The sequence below is a fragment of the Algoriphagus sp. SE2 genome (assembly GCF_039563885.1).
Lineage (GTDB): Bacteria > Bacteroidota > Bacteroidia > Cytophagales > Cyclobacteriaceae > Algoriphagus.
In genome coordinates this window covers 174403-191909 of sequence record NZ_JBCLWJ010000005.1, presented here as the reverse complement: position 1 = coordinate 191909, position 17507 = coordinate 174403, and the positions used below count along the sequence as shown (strand labels likewise).

Below are 17507 nucleotides of genomic sequence, written 5' to 3'. Positions count from 1 at the left end.
AACGTCAACTAATTCACTTTTCACTTATTTCCATCCTCAAATCTCTTGTATTAAACCCTGCTCTAAGCATCACGGCAGAAGTATACAAAATCACCACGATCACTACCCATTTGAGAATCTCCAAAGGCAAGGACTTAACAACTAGGGCCGCAATCAGAACTGCAACCACACCTGGAATAGCCATGGCGATGGCTGCCTTTTTATTGTAAGCCCCCTCCCGGATAAATCGGATTGAGGCTGGTGGCATTAAAAAAGCACAGGAGCCCATCATGATGGGAAAGGCTACTTGAGGTGACATCCCTAAAGCAAAAACCAAAGCCATGCATGGCGCATACAATCCAATTCCAGCAGTCATTAATGCACCCAGGAAAAAGTTACCTATGATAGCAATGAGTAACTTGCCTCCCTGTAGACCAATGGCATCTCCCCCACCCTGGATCCATTCCAGATTACGGGCAATCATAAATATCGCTGTAGTCAATAAGGCAAATCCCATGGTCAATCGAATCTTTCGTTCCGAAAGCTTAGAAACTATTCCTGCGCCAACAATTGCTCCTACCGCAGCTGAGACAAGCATGAGTATCAGTGTTAAAGGATCAACTTCTATAATTGTAATAAAAATTAAAGCTTGAAAGAGAACAGGAACTGTGTTGGCTACATTGAGAGTCCCTGGAATTACCTTGTCTTCGGTTTGCTTGGTGAATTTCAATAAGGCGGTCTGAGGCGCAAAAGCACCGATTCCCAGTACATCAAAAAAATTGACTACAAAACCAATCAGGGATGTCTTAATCCAGCTTACTGGTTCTAAATTATTTTTATGCTTAAGGTAATCTCTTATGAGAGCAATGCAGAACCAGATTGTTAAAATGACAAGGGCAATCCATATAAATGTAATCATTGTCAGTAAGTTTGATATGCTTTCATTGAACTGAGATTTTCTTCTTTGAAACTATTAGAATTGAAAAAGACACCGGATTTTTCGATAGTTCAGATAAAAAGATTTATGATGTTAAGCAAAATTATTTAATATTCCTTCTATAAAGAGTTCAGTAACACCAACTCCCAAAGATTCTTCCTATGCAATATCATGATTATTTAAACTTTGAAAAGAGGAGCCTAAAAGTGCTGATCTCTATTCTGATGTTTTTCATTTTTCTTTCCACCGAGACTTATGCGCAGCAGCCTACTTCTCCTTTGGAAGCTTCCTTTAAAACCTATCAGAAAATGAAGGAAGAAACGACTTTCAAATTAAACTGGGTTGCATTAGGACCAACTGTCAATTCTGCACGCGCAGATATTGTTCAGGTGGATGAAACCAATCCGGGAACAATGTACGCAGGCTTTGGTTCGGGTGGGATTTGGAAAACCACAAATCATGGGGTGACTTGGAATTCTATCTTTGAAGAGCAGTCTTCTATCGGAATTGGGGATATGGAAATAGCTCCTTCTGATCCAAATATTCTATACCTAGGCACAGGAGAAAATCTAAAAAAGCCAAGAAACTTTACCTTACCCGGAACAGGGATGTTCCGATCGGATGATGCCGGTGAAACCTGGCGACACATCGGCTTGGAGGATTCCTGGGCTATTTCGGAGATAGAAATTCATCCGACTAATCCCGACATCGTATTTGTAGCTGTGCTGGGCCACCTTTGGTCCAAAAATGAAAACAGGGGACTCTACCGCACAATGGACGGTGGAAAAACCTGGGAACAGGTCTTATATAAAGACGAGATGACAGGTGCCAATGAGGTGCAGATCTCCCCTACTGACCCTCAAGTGATGTATGCCTCTTTATGGGAAGTGTATCCAGGAATCAGTGGCGAAAATAGTGGAGTATATCGAAGCAATGATGGTGGAAATACTTGGGAATTGTGTACGAACGGCTTACCTAGTGGACCAAATATCGGTCGAATTGGTCTTACCGTTTCCAAAACGAATCCAGACAAAGCTTATGCCCTCATTGATAATTTGAACAATGCCAGAAACGAAGCAGCGGAATTATATAAAACGATTGATGGAGGATTGAACTGGACGAAAACGCATTCGGGACCTCTCAAAATCTTTCCGGGAATCGGTTGGTATTTTACCGATGTGTATGTGAATCCTGAAAATGACGAGGAAGTATTTTGCCTTGGGGTTCGGCTGGCGCATAGTCTCGATGGTGGCAAGACTTTTTCATTTATTGGAGGCCAAGTTTCCCGAATGACGCCAAGCTTAGCGCAGGGACTCCATCTCGATCAAACTGAATTATGGATTAATCCAACAAACCCAAACCATTTGGCATTAGGAAATGATGGAGGCTTTTATGTGAGCTATGACAAAGGATTGACTTGGGTTCATTACAATAATATTCCAACGGGAGAATTTTATGATATCACGATAGATCAGGCAGATTACACCATTTATGGAGGAACTCAGGATGATGCGACGGTCTTTGGCCCGGCAAAAGAATTAAACACCAGGTTTCTTGATCCCTGGAAGTATGTATGGATTGATCCTTGGGATGGAGGCGATGGTTGCGTCACTCAAATTGACCCAGAGGATAAATCCATTATCTATTACAGTCGCCAACATGGAGATGCCATGCGCTTGGATAAATCCATCGACAAAGCAGTTTCAATCATGCCTAGCCTACCGGAAGATGTAAAAGACACGCTAGTGTTTAATTACATGACACCCTATTTTTTGTCAAAATATGATCATAAAACCTTGTATCATGGAGGTAATTACCTGATGAAAAGTATAGATCGTGGGGATACCTGGGATGCGATCAGTCCAAACCTTGCTGTTTCTTCCAATCCTGAAAAGCTATCATTTGCAACGGGAGATATTGCCCAATCAACTATAGATAAAGGATTACTTTATGCAGGGACCGATCATGGGGCCTTTTGGGTTTCAAAAGATGATGGTGAGTCTTGGGTAGAAAATTCAATTGGAATTTCTAATAACTACATTCGTAGTATATCTCCATCTCATCATAAGGCTTCACGGGTTTACATGGCGATGACTGGCATCAATTATGATGATCTGAAGGCCTATTTGTATGCTTCTGAAGATTTTGGGAAGACTTGGGAAAGTATTGCTTCTGGTTTGCCGGATGAGCCGGTGAATGTGATCAAAGAAGACCCTATAAATGAAAATATTCTTTATGCTGGCGGATTAAGAGGAGTCTATGTTTCTATAGACCGAGGAACAACTTGGTCATACTTAGGGAAAAACATGCCAGCTGCAGCAGTAGCAGATCTGGAGTTTCATTTACTGACCATGGATTTGGTAGTAGCTACCCATGGCCGAGGAATTTACAAAACAAACCTTCAGCCGATTCATGAAATGCTCAGTCAAAACCTAGCTACTAATACTGACCATTTCTTCGAAATTAAGCAAGCACCTAGACCTTGGTTCAATTCCTCGAGCGGTGAACCCGATTACCGCACGATTGAAAAAGCAAGCTTTTCATTTTGGCTCAACCAATCCAAACCGATTACGATTTCCATTTTGGATGAGACCAATCAAGAAGTCTGGAAGACAGCCTTTGTAGGTACTATGGGCTTGAACGAATACAGATGGGATTTGATCGTGAAAAAGCAAAAAAGTGATGCCCCATACTTTATCCATTATGATAGATTTATTGCAGCAGGAAAATATACTGTGAAAGTTTCTTCAGGAGATCATTCAATGGAACAAACATTTGAAGTGGTCGAAGCCACATCTCCCTATTTAGTCAGAGATGGATTTTGAGTAAGTAATTAAAAAAATGAGGCTTTTCTTTTAGACTAATAATTTAGTTTTAGAACCTATTGTAACCTTTTTTTTAAGTGTTTGTGCTTTTAATTTTTAATATCTAAGTAATTGATAATAAAATAATTAATGATTTTAGCTGAGGTCACTGGTTTTACTAACGAAAACAAAACTTTTATTCAGGATTAAGCAAAAGTAATTTGAACAAGTTAACTACTAACCTGTTAATAGATTTCATAACTACCTAAACCAATTTATTATGAAATCATTAAATTATTTATTCATTATAGGCTTACTATTCACATTTGCTTGTGGTGGTGGTGAATCAACTTCAACAGAAGAAACAGTAACAGTAGTAGAAGAAACTGTTGTTGAAGAAGCGCCACAAACTATCGTAGACTTAGCTGTTGGAACTGAATCCTTATCTACGCTGGTAGCAGCGTTAAAAGCAGGAGATCTAGTTGCAACTTTACAGGGTGATGGACCTTTCACAGTATTTGCACCCACAAATGATGCGTTCGCTGCGTTGCCTGAAGGTACTTTGGAAGACTTATTGAAGCCAGAGAATAAAGATAAACTTGTTGCGATTTTAACTTACCACGTAGTTTCTGGAAAAGTGATGTCATCTGATCTGTCTGATGGGATGAAAGCTGCTACAGTAAACGGAGCAGAAGTGACTATTACTACTGCAGGTGGAGCCAAAGTTAATGGTGCTAATGTGGTAATGGCGGATGTTGAAGCTTCCAATGGGGTTGTTCACGTAATTGATGCGGTTATCTTACCTCCTTCAGAATAAGTGATTAGTATAAAATATAATGATTAAAGCTCCTTTATGGAGCTTTTTTTATGCCCAATAGAATCCTTCACCCAGTCACCTCAAATCCTACCATCGTAAAGTCATCTTTGAAAGATTTTTGACCACTGTAACTGAGTCCAAATAACTTAATGCTTTCCAACAAATGGGCAATTGGTCTATCGGAATTTTTAATTAAAAAGGATGTGAAATCTTCCTTGTTCATCATCACATCGTTAGAATTCCATACTTCAAGAATTGCATCGGTATATAAAATTACTTTGTCCCCAGCTTTCAATTGAATATTTGATTCCGTGTAATTAACCGATTCACTGCTAAAGGCTCCAACCAGTGGACTTTGAGAAGTCAATGTGATAACTTCTTTCGAATCAGATCTTATCAGATATCCCTCAGGATGTCCGGCTTGAGTAAAAGTTAGAACCTTGTCATTTGAATTATAGACAGCATAAAACATTGTAATAAAAGAGCCTCTTGGCATTTTATTATAAAGTTTTTCGTTTGTTGCCGAAACGACTTTGGCTGGAGAGGCATTTTGCAACGCCGTGTTTTTGAATGCAAAAGAAGTCATGAAAGTCAATAAAGCCGCCTGTATCCCATGACCCGTTACATCAGCTATTAAAATCCCATAGATCCCCTTATCAATTTCAATGATATCATAAAAGTCACCTCCAATTTGATCCATGGGTTCAAAAATAGAAGCGAACCTAATTTTTTCAGTTTTTGGGAAAGATGTTGGAAGAATGAAATTCTGTACCCTCCTCGCTTCTTCCAGTTCAAAGTTGATTCTTTCCTGAAATTGCTCCAAATCCTTATTTGCTGCCTTTAGATTTTTTTGAGTTTCCCTTAGTTCGGTTATGTCAGATTGCACACCTACATAATGGGTCGTATTCCCTTTTTTATCCTTGAGTGGTGTAATGGAAAGCCTGTTCCAGAATGGTGTACCATCCTTTTTATAATTCAGTAATTCAACAGTAGCTTGTTCTCCTACTTTAATGGCTTTCCTAAGAATTTCAACCGGAGCTTCATCCGTTTCTTTTCCCTGCAGAAACCGACAATTCTTTCCTATTACATCTTCTTTTGAATATCCTGTCAATCGCTCAAATCCGTCATTCACAAATACAAGAGGGCGATCAGGCTGATCCATAGCACTAATAGTAATCCCTTCATTTGCCGTATTTGTTGCTTTAATCAACAAATCTTCAAACTCCTTAAATGAAACTATTTCTTTTGAGCTCATTCTCATCTGTGAACCAAAAATGTATCTATTAGCTATGGATAAAATTCCTAGTCTAAACTAATGATACCTTTGGTCAAACCAAAGCTATCTTATTTCAATAGGTTAAATTTTTGATTAATTAAAGAAATAGGAATCATTATCATCATCAATTAGGCCACTTTCAATAGCCAACCGAATAGGTGAATTTATCCTTTCAAAGTCAAACCTACGATAGTTTATGGATCCTATTTAAATATCTGACTTGCCTGCTAATCTGTTTATCAAATCAAAAAATTCTTCTCTATACTTGCTGCTAATCGGGATCTCTTTTCCATTTATTACTACACAATAGCTCTTAACTGTTTCGATATGTTTGAGTGCGACTACGTTTGATCGATGAATTTTAACAAATTGATTTGGAGGAAGTAAATCCAAAACTTCAGACAGTTTATAGCGCGCCAATATGGGGCTCTTATCTGAATGAAACGTCACATAATTCCCTTCACTTTCAATGTGTTTTATATTCTTGATGGCCAGCTGATGAAATTCAGAGCCACTTTTAATAAAAATAGTTTGCTCAGTTGAATCAGAAGGTACTTCAGAATCAGACTTTTTAGCTCCCCTATTTTGATTCAATGTGTCCTGTACTTTCATTGTTGCTTGAAGCAATCGATCAAACTCAATTGGCTTTAATAGATAGTCTATTGCTTTGAGCTCATAACTTTTCAGAGCATATTCCGAATAGGCTGTTGTGAAAATAATTAAGGGAGGTTTTTGTAAAAATTTCGGAAAACTAAGCCCTGATAATTTGGGCATATTGATGTCTAGGAAAATAAGATCGACTTCGTTTTCCTGCAAATATTCAAGCCCTTCTATCGGGTCTCTAAAAGTAGCCTTTAGTGAAAAGGAAGGAATCTTATTCAAATGAATTTGAAGTACTTCAATAGCCGAAGGCTCATCATCAATGATTACGTAGTTTATCATTATTTCTATTCAAGATTTAAGCTCAAGAATGATTTAAAAAATCCTTTTTCCTCTTTAGTTTCTAGCGTGTAAGCATTTGGGTAAAGAATGGAAAGTCTCTTTTTTAAATTGTCAAGCCCAAAACCTGAAGATTCATCTTCAATGCCATTCTTCAGTCCATGCACGGTATTATTTACTTCAAAATACAATTTATTCTTCCTGATTTCCAGTGAAATATCGATTACAGATTTGGTATTAGGTTCAATGCCATGCTTAATGGCATTTTCAACAAGAGGGATAAGTAACATGGGGCTAATTTTAACGGCATTCACATCTCCATTCACAGAAAAATTGATGAATACATCATCCTCTTCAGCAATTCGTAATTGGTACACTTGGATGAAGTTTTTAAGATGATGAATTTCTTTTTCAAGTATGACTTTATCTTCATTCGTTTCATAAACCATATATCGCATCAATTCGGCTAATCTTGCAATTCCATCAGCTAATTCAGGGACATCGTGTTTTAAGGATTTTGCATAAAAACTGTTTAGCACATTAAACAAAAAATGGGGGTTTATTTTCGACTTCAAAAAAGCCATTTCTGTGGATAATTTTTCTTCCAGCAGCACCCGTTTCATCTTTTCATTTTGTATCCAATATTTCAGCAAAGCATAGGATAAAGCAATTAGCAAAATGATGAAACCGACAAATAAATTATATAAAAAATAGACCGTAAAAGTCTCATTGTCAGAAGAGAAGAAATTTACCAGATAATTGTAATCTATAAAACTCTCGAATAAGGTGATCCCAATGAGTCCAGCTAAAACTAAAACGATTAGGGTTTTTGTCTTTTTCAGACGAAGAAATTTTGGGACAAGATAAAATGCCGTTGTATAAAAAATAGTTTGGTTTATAATCATACCAAAGAGTAAGGGAATCCAGTAAGGCCCTGTGTCTTTTCTGAAATCTCCTATAGTCGAAGTTTGGCTTAAAATTAAAAAGTACCCAATTACCCAGATCAAAATGTGGATTATGGCTTCTGTTTTCTTTTTCATGTTTATCCTAATTCCTATTCCCAATAAAGAGAATATTACTGATTTAAAAATAGGTAAGGGATGGTTTCCCCAATTCTAGTGACAAAACCATCCAATTCTGGGATTTCACCTTTTTCACATATTCTGGGCTTTCTATCCTATGAAACCGCCCGACAATCACATTCATTTTTAAGTGCTACCTGCTTGTGGTAATGTTGTTTCAAGTATTTATCTGTCACAAATAATTCAGGTAAAACAGTTAAGCAACAGCAGACAATAAATTATACTATCATGAAATGCCCATGAGAATGTCTTCTCACACAGGGGGATGATTATCAAGGGCATTCCATATGGCCTATAAAAATCAAATTATAAACAGATGAAAAAAACAATTGTCATCCTATTCATCTTGATCTCAGGGTATAGCTCCTTTGGACAAGTAAATTCTAATAAAGGATTGGGAAGAAACATTGACCAGCTATTTGAAAGCTATACAGCATACAACCGATTTATTGGAAACGTTTTGATCAGTGAAAACGATGAAATTATTTATCAAAAGAGTTTTGGTTATGCCGATTTTGATAAAGGAATAAAGAATAACCAAAAGTCTGTATTTGGCATTGCATCCTTAACAAAATCACTGACAGCAGTGGGTATTTTGAAATTGGTTGAAGAGGGCAAATTGACATTGGAGACTCCTCTTTCAACTTATTTTCCAGGTTTTTTGACTGAATTTTCTGATCAGATTACCATTCAACATTTACTAAATAATAGCTCTGGAATGCAGGCGAACATTGGTAGAATAGATGATGCAGGTAACGGACTTATGCCCGACACAAATGCAGTGACTCTTGATTCACTCTTGGCTGTTTTTAAAAATTCCCAATTGAATTTCGAACCGGGTACTGCTTATGAATACAATAATTTTGGCTATCTGCTTTTAGCGAATATTATTGAAAAGCTAAGTGGTCGGTCCTATGAGGATTATATGAAGCAGACTGTTTTTACTCCTGCTGGAATGAAGCATACCTCTTCGACTAGCAAGGATAAGTTTAGACAAAAAGCCTATCCTCATTTTGGATTGGGAATGGATGAAATTCAAAAATTCCAAGCTCCGTTCAACGTTTCCTGGCTTAGAGGAGCTGCCGATATGAATTCCACATCTGATGATTTATATCGTTTTATGCAAGCTCTTGAAGATGGAACAATCTTAAACCCCAATTCTGCAAATGAACTGTATTCCGCTACCCAAGAAATGGGGGTTAATTCAATGGCTTCAGGCCTAGGTTGGGTAATTGATCAAAAGGAAGGTGAAAAATGGATTTATAACAGCGGTTTACTTCCTGGATATGCATCTATGATGGGATCGCTTCCAGAAAAGAATATCAAAATCATAATCCTTTCCAATGCCACTTCTGTAAACCCCGTCACGGATGATTTTCAGGGAAATATATCCTTTGTAGAAGGAGAAATTACCGATAAGTTAATTGCCTTGGCTCTTGGAAAACCTATTGAACTTTCTCCCCTTCCCCTGCAAAATACCGGAAACTTTACTCAAATAAGCGAAACGTTTCAATTGGATGATGAACATACTTTAGCCTTGAAAAGCGAAGGAGATAGGTATTATTTGGAAACAGTGGGTGAAGAAAATTGGTCTGTATTCACCTATTCTTTTTCAAGAGATGCAAAGGAAGACAGCAAGAAAAGTGAAGTTGCATTGTTTTTTGCCAAAGCATTTAGCACCCAACAATTTGATGGTTTATCCGAAGTTGGAAATGATCAAATGAAAGCTTTTTTAGGCACAGAGCAAGGGCAAGAACAACTAAAAGGAATGTGGGCCAATTTTGTAAACCATGCTGGAAAATTTAGCTCATATAATATCTACAAAGTTGAGGGAGAAGAAGTTAAAAACGTTCACGTTAGATTTCACTTTGAAACTTTGGACATTGGAATGGTCCTAAGTATAAATGCAGAGGACAAAATACAAGGCATGTTTATGGATGACGCAGTTAAAACAAGTCATATATCCAAGGTTGTTTTGGTGCCAACCGGAGCTAATGAATTCTTTATTGATGGACATAGAAACGGAGGTATGCAAGATTTGAGAATTATTGTTTCAGATACCGAGCTTACCCTAATAGATGGATCTGAAAGGTTTGCTGGAAAAATTAAATCTTCCAACTAAGCAAAAGATAATTGAATAAAACAGGTCGAGGTTGGCTTGTTATCCAATGGGTAACGTGTTGTTCGGGTCCCGATTGCTATCGGGATGCAATCCCGAACCTATATTTCAGGATTTTGTAATTCCGTAAGTCACAACCTCTTGGATGATCTATACAATGGGAACAAAATGAACTTCGTTTCCATCCTCCCGCATGAACATACGAATCCAAAATATGGCTTTGGGCGGGAGGTTGGTTCACATGGGAATCTCTAAACCCCGGGTTAAAACCCGGGGCTATTAATGGTTTGACTACTTCGTAGTCGTTTATAACCAAATTTATTTGCGAACTACTACAAGCAATCACTAAATCATTTACCATAATCGCTATTCTTGTGGGCTCGTGCTGTTCGGGATTCGCAAACCCATATCTCAGGAATTTGTAATTCCGTAAATCATTCCCCCTCTAAGAGTAGAATGTTGATTAGAACTAAGCGTAGTCCCGTACAGCTTTCGGGAGCAGCTACGTTTTTATATTTTTCTGGGAATTGTAATTCCTTCTCTCCTATTTGATTATGCTTTTACGCTTTCAGAACGACTATCTTGAGGTTCGGAATGAGTATTTAGAAAATCAATAATTCAACAGTGAATTGAATTTAGCTTTAGTCCTCATACACCTCTACAACCAATTCAATTTCCACAGCTTGTCCTCTCGGTAAGGATGCCATACCAACTGCAGCTCTCGCATGCTTGCCTCGCTCACCAAACACTTCTACCATCAAATCAGAAAAGCCATTGATGACCTTAGGTTGATCGATAAAGTTTGGGTCTGAATTGACCATCCCCAATACTTTGACGATACGTTTTACCTTGTTTAAATCACCAAGCATCGCTTTTAACACCGCAAGCTGGTTGATGGCTGTTAGGCGTGCGCCTTCATACCCTTGCTCAATTGATACATCTTGACCTAGTTTCCCGGTGATTTCAGTTCCATCGGCATAGCGTGGCCCTTTGCCTGCGAGGAAAATCAAGTTTCCGGTTCGTACCCCGTTTACATAATTGGCTACAGGCTCTGGTGGCGTGGGTAAGGTAATATTCAATTCCTTTAAGCGAGCTTCTGGGTCGTAACTTGCTTCTGGTTTAGACTTTTGATCACATCCAAAAAAGCTCAGGGTTATGGCTGCAAGGATTAAAACCAAACGATATGTGTTTTTCATGTTTTAAAAATTTTAAAATAAAGTTCAATTTGAAAGGCTATTAAGTGGGATAAAGTATTGAATAGTAGCCGAAATACTACTTAAAGTCTTTTACTCCCAGTGAGTTATAGAGTTCTTTACTATAATAGAGGTTCCCTCCTTTCATGGTCCATTCGATCTTCCGAATATCACTAAAGTTCTGAAGTGGATTTCCATCTACTAGAATAAGATCTGCCTGTTTGCCAACCTCAATAGAACCTAAAGCATCTGATACACCAGTAATCTGGGCAGATTTAATGGTTGCCATTTTCAACACTTCAGTTGCCGGAATACCTGCTTTCACATACAGCTCAAGCTCTCTATGGTATAAAAACCCCGGCAATCCATCCGTTCCCGGAACAATGGCAACGCCTTGCTTAAATAAATCAGTCACTACCGCGAGCATCTTGTCAAAACTCCCCTTATACCGTGCTACCTGCGCCCCTTCTTTCGGAATCCCTCCGGTATAAAAACTGCGCTGTTCAATGATAGGAAACCTATTTGCAATAGCTTGATAGGTGGGGCTAAGCTCTCCTGCTTGAGAAACAAACATATTTTCAAAAATGGCTACTGTAGGGTCTACAAGAATGTTTTTTGTTTTAAGCAACTTTATAAAATCCAAATATTCTTGGGATTGAAGGTCAAGGTCTGCTCCATATTGGGCAGGCATCGTGAATCGTAAGGGCGTTCGGGTATCGATCGTGTCTGATAAAAAATTAAGGAACAACATATTAATATGCTGAATCTCATTGTAGCCTTGATTGATGGCCTGGGTTGCGGTCATATAAGCCGGTATATGTCCGCTGATTCTCATACCAAGTTCATGTGCCTTCGTTGTTAGAGGAAGAACCCATTTTGGTTTGATTGAACTGTATAATTTGATTTGCTGATAGCCTAAGTCTTTGTAATCTTGGATCTCTGCCAAGCCCTCATCAAGATTTTCAATGGCATTTCGTTGATTGGCAAAAGGTCCAGGCCCATCAATTATTCCTGAATAAATGACAATGCGTGGTCCGATGATCTCATTGCTATCGAACTGGGCGGCTAGGCTTTTCAATTGCTTATTATTCGCCAAATCCCTGACAGAAGTCACTCCACCTGCCAGATGCAGTAGGCCTCTAAATTTATCATTGTGGGTATGCATATCGAACATACCAGGCATTAGGGTTTTTCCTGTGCCATCAATGAGGGTAGCATCTTGATCAATTAGCTCTCCCCCAGTTGATCGGATAGCCTTAATTTTTTCTCCTTCAACAAATACATCTTGATTGGCAAGCAATGTTCCTTCTGCAGTAAATACATTCACGTTTTGGATCACTAGTTTACCCATTTTATGGGTCAGGGTTTCAGCTACTTCAAGTAGGCTTTTATCTTCAATATCGTCTTGCAGTGCTTTCATTTCAGAGCGCATTGCATTCAAATCTTGTCTTATGATATGTAGGTTTCCAGAAATCTTACAAACCATTTGGTCTCCCATCATCCAGATATAAGTAGGGTCTAGCTCTAATCCCTTTAGTACTAAAAGCTCAACGGAAGTACCATTTGAAAGCTCGATTGGTAGTTTTTTAGTTAGTTCAGCAGTGCCTTGGGGAAAAAGATCAACTTTACCCGTTTCTGATTTCAACAAGAGCTGCGCAAGAATTTCATAAATCGCGGGCGAGCCATCATAACGAAAGTAGAGTTTATCCCCTTTAAAGTTTCCTTGTGCCGTACCCATCAGGTTTTTGCTAGTTGCGCTGTTATCCTTACTGGAGAAACTTTCATCGATCGCTACATTCAAATAATTGACGCCTTTTATGCTTTGATCTGTAATAAAATTCTGCTGATTCAGCGAGATCTCTTCACTGTACTTCGGGCCTCGACCTCTATCGGTGTAGGTATAGAAATAGCCAAAACTATGATCAGAAGTTTTCCATTTTTCATATGTGCCTGCTAAGTTCTCCCGAAATACTACATCGTAAATGATCTTGTCTGATGGATTCGATTGGCTGAATCCTGTCAATCCAGTGAAAGCCAGAAGAATTAAAATAATTGAATGTTGCATGAGGAAAGGTTTAGGAAAAATGGGTTTGGAAATTGATTTCAAAAGCGCAAAATAGAAGATCAGGACTTTAAAGTTTCCCGAAAAAATCTCAGCCAGTTTTGTCCAAGAATTTTCTCAATATCTCCTGTGCTAAAGCCTCTTTTGTCTAATAACCTCACTACGTGACGATATCGATCTGTTGTATCAAGTTCAGGAATCCATGGAGGCCATTGTACTTTATAAGATGGTTTAAAACGAGTCAGGCGAGGCACGTACCAATTTTCTCTCGTTGCTCCTGAAGCCTGTAGCCCTTGGATTGCAAAGTCAGATGCCAAGCCAACATGATCAATCCCGCCAATTTTGACAGCATGTGCTATATGATCAACATAAGTTTCCAGGGTGGTGTCAATGCCTAAATTTGGTCCAATCATATAACCTAAACAGATAATGCCCATCACCCCACCTTTGTCTGCCATGGCTCGAATCTGTTCATCTGTTTTTGCACGTGGGTGATTTTTGTGCAATGCTTCGCACATAGAATGATTGATAGAAGCCCCTGTTTTGCTGAATTTGATACCATCATTGGTAGTTTGTACGCCACAATGCGAGAGGTCTATGATAATCCCCAGCTCATTCATGCGCGCGACAGCCTCGATTCCGAAATCGGAAAGACCGGCATTGGTTCGTTCGGTACAGCCATCTCCCAACAGGTTACGTTCGTTGTAGGTTAATTGCATCCAGCGAGTCCCGGCTTTATAGAGCGTATCCAGATTATCAATTGAGTTTTCGATGATCGTAGAATTCTGAAAACCCAGCATTACAGCCACTTTCTTCTCTTTCTTCGCATTGATGAAATCTTCAGCGCTTTTTGCCAGAACCAGTCGGCCAGGATTTTCTTTAATGCGATTCTGCCATTCGTTCAGGTTTTTTAGCGCATTGGCTAAATTGCCTGAATCTAAAGAAGCGTTGAAACCGGTATAACCGGATTTTTGAAGTGCTTCGAAAGAGGCCTCATTCCAATTGCGGGTAATAATTAACCCATCATGCACAATTGCTTCGTCATAGACTTTGTCAATATTCCCAGGTATCGGCATAGACTTTAAATTGTCTGCCGATGGATCATTCCTATCTATAGAATTCATTCCAAGGTTTTGTAGGGGTAAAAATTGTTCCGGTAAAATCCCTGCAAGTGCAAGAATTTTGACAAAATCCCTTCTTTTGATCTGCATGATTGTTGAATAGTTGAGTTGAGATTTTACTACATAAAGCAAACTACTATTTTTATCGATATTTATCTTTCGAGAAAGCCATAAAACAATAGCTTGTAGATAATTCTGAGTTTCTCCAAAGACTTCAAATCTATAAGGAAGAATTCCATGTGTTTGATTGGTCAGCTTCTGTGTGACGGGCTTCGTTTTATGAAATGGTTGTACTACAATAAAGAAAGTAATTCCATCAAATTTATTTACTCGCAAATTTCAATTCTATTTATTATTAACCCCTTCGTAAAGAGCATTATGACTTAAAAAGTAAAAGATTACAAAAGTGATAACTTGATTAAAATCAAATTAAGGTGTCAATTAATTATCAGGTTTTTTCAATTTGAAATTTGTTAGATTGTTTGTTTTGAATAGGGATAGCATCATAATTTTTTTTAAATTATTCGAAATGGCTATTTCTAAAATAAAAAATGTTCTATCGACAGGTGACTGATGTCAATTGTCTTGATTTCCCTTTCATCTAAATTCAATTTCATAATTTGGAATACATTGTAGACCATCCTTATCATGAGAAAATTAACTTTTCGTGTTCCCCTTTTACTTTTAATATTTCTGACGAGTCATCATGCATCTGCTTGGTTACTTCCAGAACATCGATTTATTTCTTTTTTTGCTATCCAGAGTTTATCAGCCGAAATGCGTAGTGCTTTGGATGAGCTTTGGTCTGAAGCTCGGAAAGGAAATTCTGACAGACTTTCAGAATTCGTAATTAACCCAAACCAAGGTTTGGAACCAAGCCAATTGGATTTTGCAACATGGGCTGGCATAGCTGGAGATCATAGTTGCTCCCCTTTTGAAATGATGGAAATAATATTGCATTCTGATTGGATATTGGAAGTAGCAGAAATCTCAGCAAGACTCGAAGTTAAAATCAATGAATCTAAAAACTTAAGTGATCGGATAAATGCTTTAAGAGATTCCGATATTAGGCTTCAACGTGCTGATGAAGAATATGCTTTAAGGGCAAGTTCAAATAATGTACATTTCTTATTAGCTCGTAATGATGTAAATATGAACGTAGATGAGTATCTAACGGATTGTTTGACTAACGGTCAACCCGTGAATGCTTTGGGTGGTTACTCTTGGTTTCATATGACTGCGATGAATAAGGCAGCTCGTTATGCAACTGAAAATTTAACAAATGATGAAAGATCACAACTAATCCTTTCGGCTTTTGCAGACGAAGCTTTTGCACTGCACTTCCTTCAAGATGCTTTTGCCGCTGGACATATTGCAGGAACATGGGGGGCTTCAGCAGTTAGAAAAGGAACTCACGATTATTACAATGAAAAAGGTCTTGAGATTCAAACTTGGGATGGAAAAAGATTCATTTCTTTAGGCGATGCTTTTATGCGTCAGGAAGATGTCGAGTTTGCAGCTGAAAGTGTAAAACTAAGTATTGAACAGCTTATCATGGCTGCGACAGGTGAATGGGAATTAGACTATAAATCGGATATTTTATCCTCACTTAATTCACCTGATACATTGAATGTATGTAAGAATTTTTTGATGCCGGAAAGAATCAATAAAACGGGCTTATTTACATCAGATAAAATGGATTGGATGGATTATCTACCTGAGGTTTTGTTGAAAACGCCAGTGCCCGGTATGGCTGAAGGAATTGGTGAAATTCCGCGTTATCGATCTGAGATGGGATTGTTTTATGGAGTTTCATCTTCTTTAAATGGTGGTTGGGTACTTGGTGGCTTTGGTCAAGAACAAAGTACGTCTGGTGCTTCAGGAGGACTTGAAATTAATTTTCGTTTAGGTCTTGGGCTAGATGGTGTGTTGAATAGATCTGGGGATGGTTTGATCTTCATCCAGGGAGGTTTCAGACAGGATGCTTCTACTTCAAACAAGTTTTCAAATAATGTAGGAACAATTCCTCAAGGAGCGGTACCCTCTGCAATCCCAGGCCGATCAGCTTATGCTTTTAGACTTCGGTTACCTTTTTGGTTAATCCCGGGCGATATGTTGGTTTTGGGACCGATCCTAGCATTGACATCACCTAATACATTGACAAAAATGGCAGTAACTTCTGCAAATGGAGGACTCATTCCGTGGCAGTCAGGTATCGCGACTCCTATTGGTAGGTTTCAATTTGTATTAGGAAGGGAAGTCGGAGTTAGTTTTTATGGAGAAAAGGAAACGGGCTTGTTGGTCCCTGGTGATAATGGAACATTATTTCTTTCTTACTCATCTACAAAATTTGAATTTCCAATTTTGGAGTATAATCCTATTCGTACTTTTTCAAAGAATCAAAGTTCAAGTATGATTATACAATTTACTACTGGCATTGATCTGCCTCGAAATGTTTCTGTCATAGCGCCAATAGGAGAACTTACTCCGGAATTACAACCTGTATGGAATCTGGGTATGCGAATCATATTTGACTGGAGACGTTATTTTTAATTATCCTGTTAATTAATGCTTATATCTTCCAATTAAATGATAATCTCATTTCTACGATTCATCATTTCATAAGGAGCATTATACCTCAAAAAGTAATTAGTAAAAGGAATACCTTTAGCCTTAGAGCTTTAATTAACTTTTATTTCATCTTCCCAGCTATTTCGGTTTTCTTCTCATTCGTATTCGCACTTTTCTTACTGTTTCAAAGCCTGACCAAAGAGTTTAACTAACCTACTCTAGCTTAATGAATAGGTATGAGTAATTGGTGAAAAAAAATGCAAAAATCATGATAAAATAATGAAGCCCAACCAATAGGAAACCACCTTCTTCCTGCAAACAAAACTCTTAATTAGTAATAAGCAAAAGTAATCTGAACAAGTTGTTTACTAATTTATTTTCATAATTAACTAAACCAATTTAGTTGATGCTAGAGAGATAGGGTCAGTTTTTATATTATTCAACTCACGAAATCTTGACATGAACTACCAAGTTCACTAACGTAATATTTCGATTGTTAATTCTTTTTAATCAATGGCGAGCAAACCATGTTTAAGAAGTTGTATCTGTTTCAATAAAAAAACCAAATAATCCCAAACTATCTTTTTAAATGTAGTAGGGGATTATT

Annotated in this window: 11 protein-coding genes; 4 read left to right on the top strand and 7 right to left on the bottom strand. The window is 38.0% G+C overall.

The window, feature by feature from the left end:
* Positions 1-13: 13 nt before the first annotated feature.
* Positions 14-898, bottom strand: a complete 885-nt coding sequence (locus AAGF08_RS08370; RefSeq protein ID WP_343510704.1) for a sulfite exporter TauE/SafE family protein — start codon at positions 896-898, stop codon at positions 14-16.
* A gap of 179 nt (positions 899-1077) precedes the next feature.
* On the opposite strand from AAGF08_RS08370, the gene AAGF08_RS08365 reads away from it, so the two are divergent.
* Both AAGF08_RS08365 and AAGF08_RS08360 read left to right on the top strand, forming a co-directional pair.
* Entirely contained in the window at positions 1078-3741 is a 2664-nt protein-coding gene (locus AAGF08_RS08365) for a hypothetical protein (protein WP_343510703.1), read from the top strand.
* Positions 3742-4000: 259 nt separating this feature from the next.
* Positions 4001-4537: a fasciclin domain-containing protein gene (locus AAGF08_RS08360; RefSeq protein ID WP_343510702.1), complete on the top strand. Its 537-nt coding sequence runs from the start codon at positions 4001-4003 to the stop codon at positions 4535-4537.
* Positions 4538-4604: 67 nt separating this feature from the next.
* On the opposite strand, the gene AAGF08_RS08355 is transcribed toward AAGF08_RS08360, so the two are convergent.
* The 3 genes from AAGF08_RS08355 to AAGF08_RS08345 form a co-directional block, all read right to left on the bottom strand.
* Entirely contained in the window at positions 4605-5792 is a 1188-nt protein-coding gene (locus tag AAGF08_RS08355; protein WP_343510701.1) for a SpoIIE family protein phosphatase, read from the bottom strand.
* A 228-nt stretch (positions 5793-6020) separates the two neighbouring features.
* The gene (locus tag AAGF08_RS08350) at positions 6021-6755 is read right to left on the bottom strand and encodes a response regulator transcription factor (RefSeq protein ID WP_343510700.1); all 735 of its coding nucleotides are present in this window, start codon (positions 6753-6755) and stop codon (positions 6021-6023) included.
* Positions 6756-6760: 5 nt separating this feature from the next.
* Entirely contained in the window at positions 6761-7792 is a 1032-nt protein-coding gene (locus tag AAGF08_RS08345) for a histidine kinase (RefSeq protein WP_343510699.1), read from the bottom strand.
* Positions 7793-8150: 358 nt separating this feature from the next.
* Here AAGF08_RS08345 and AAGF08_RS08340 point away from each other — a divergent pair, with 358 nt between their 5' ends.
* Positions 8151-9956 (top strand): serine hydrolase domain-containing protein, encoded by a 1806-nt coding sequence (locus AAGF08_RS08340; RefSeq protein WP_343510698.1) that lies wholly within the window; start codon positions 8151-8153, stop codon positions 9954-9956.
* A gap of 638 nt (positions 9957-10594) precedes the next feature.
* On the opposite strand, the gene AAGF08_RS08335 is transcribed toward AAGF08_RS08340, so the two are convergent.
* The 3 genes from AAGF08_RS08335 to AAGF08_RS08325 all read right to left on the bottom strand — a co-directional run bounded on the left by AAGF08_RS08335 (position 10595) and on the right by AAGF08_RS08325 (position 14665).
* A complete protein-coding gene (locus AAGF08_RS08335) occupies positions 10595-11149 on the bottom strand; it encodes a RidA family protein (RefSeq protein ID WP_343510697.1) in 555 nt (184 codons plus the stop codon).
* A gap of 76 nt (positions 11150-11225) precedes the next feature.
* Positions 11226-13211 (bottom strand): amidohydrolase family protein, encoded by a 1986-nt coding sequence (locus tag AAGF08_RS08330; RefSeq protein WP_343510696.1) that lies wholly within the window; start codon positions 13209-13211, stop codon positions 11226-11228.
* A gap of 59 nt (positions 13212-13270) precedes the next feature.
* Complete coding sequence (locus AAGF08_RS08325) at positions 13271-14665, bottom strand: membrane dipeptidase (RefSeq protein WP_343510695.1); 1395 nt, start codon at positions 14663-14665, stop codon at positions 13271-13273.
* Between the two features lie 312 nt (positions 14666-14977).
* Here AAGF08_RS08325 and AAGF08_RS08320 point away from each other — a divergent pair, with 312 nt between their 5' ends.
* Positions 14978-16882 (top strand): hypothetical protein, encoded by a 1905-nt coding sequence (locus tag AAGF08_RS08320; RefSeq protein WP_343510694.1) that lies wholly within the window; start codon positions 14978-14980, stop codon positions 16880-16882.
* The last annotated feature ends 625 nt before the right edge of the window (positions 16883-17507 follow it).